Source organism: Candidatus Symbiopectobacterium sp. NZEC135, from assembly GCF_025962695.1.
Map to the genome: position 1 here is coordinate 1 of NZ_JAGFPF010001451.1, position 539 is coordinate 539.

At 53.2% G+C, this 539-nt stretch carries 1 protein-coding gene; it reads left to right on the forward strand.

The genetic code is table 11. From position 1 onward, the window contains the following. A partial coding sequence (gene murB / locus J5224_RS34780; RefSeq protein ID WP_264629362.1) for a UDP-N-acetylmuramate dehydrogenase occupies window positions 1–539 on the forward strand: 539 nt, incomplete at both ends.

Here is a 539-nt window from a genome sequence, read left to right on the forward strand (position 1 = left end):
ACCTTCTCTTTGCCCGTTTATGCCGATGAGGTAGTCTTCGCCGATACCCCTGATGCGTTAGTCGCTTCCTGGCGTCATGCGAACGCGCAGAGCAGGCCGGTGTTGATGTTGGGGGAAGGTAGCAATGTCCTGTTTTTGGCTGATTTTGCAGGAACAGTCATTGCTAACCGCATAAAAGGGATTGAGATTGCTGAGGATGATGGCGGATGGCATCTGCACGTTGGTGCCGGTGAGAACTGGCATCATCTGGTCGAGTACACGCTGCAACAAGGCGTGCCGGGCCTGGAAAATCTGGCGCTGATCCCAGGCTGTGTTGGCTCGGCACCTATCCAAAATATTGGCGCTTATGGCGCTGAGTTCAAGCAGTTTTGCGCATATGTCGATGTCTTGGATCTTACCCTCAATCAGGTGACCCGCCTCAGTGCGGAGCAGTGCCAGTTTGGCTATCGTGAAAGTATCTTCAAGCATGAATACCGCCAGGGGTTTGCCATTATTGCGGTAGGTCTGCATCTGACCAAGTCCTGGGTTCCTCTATTGGG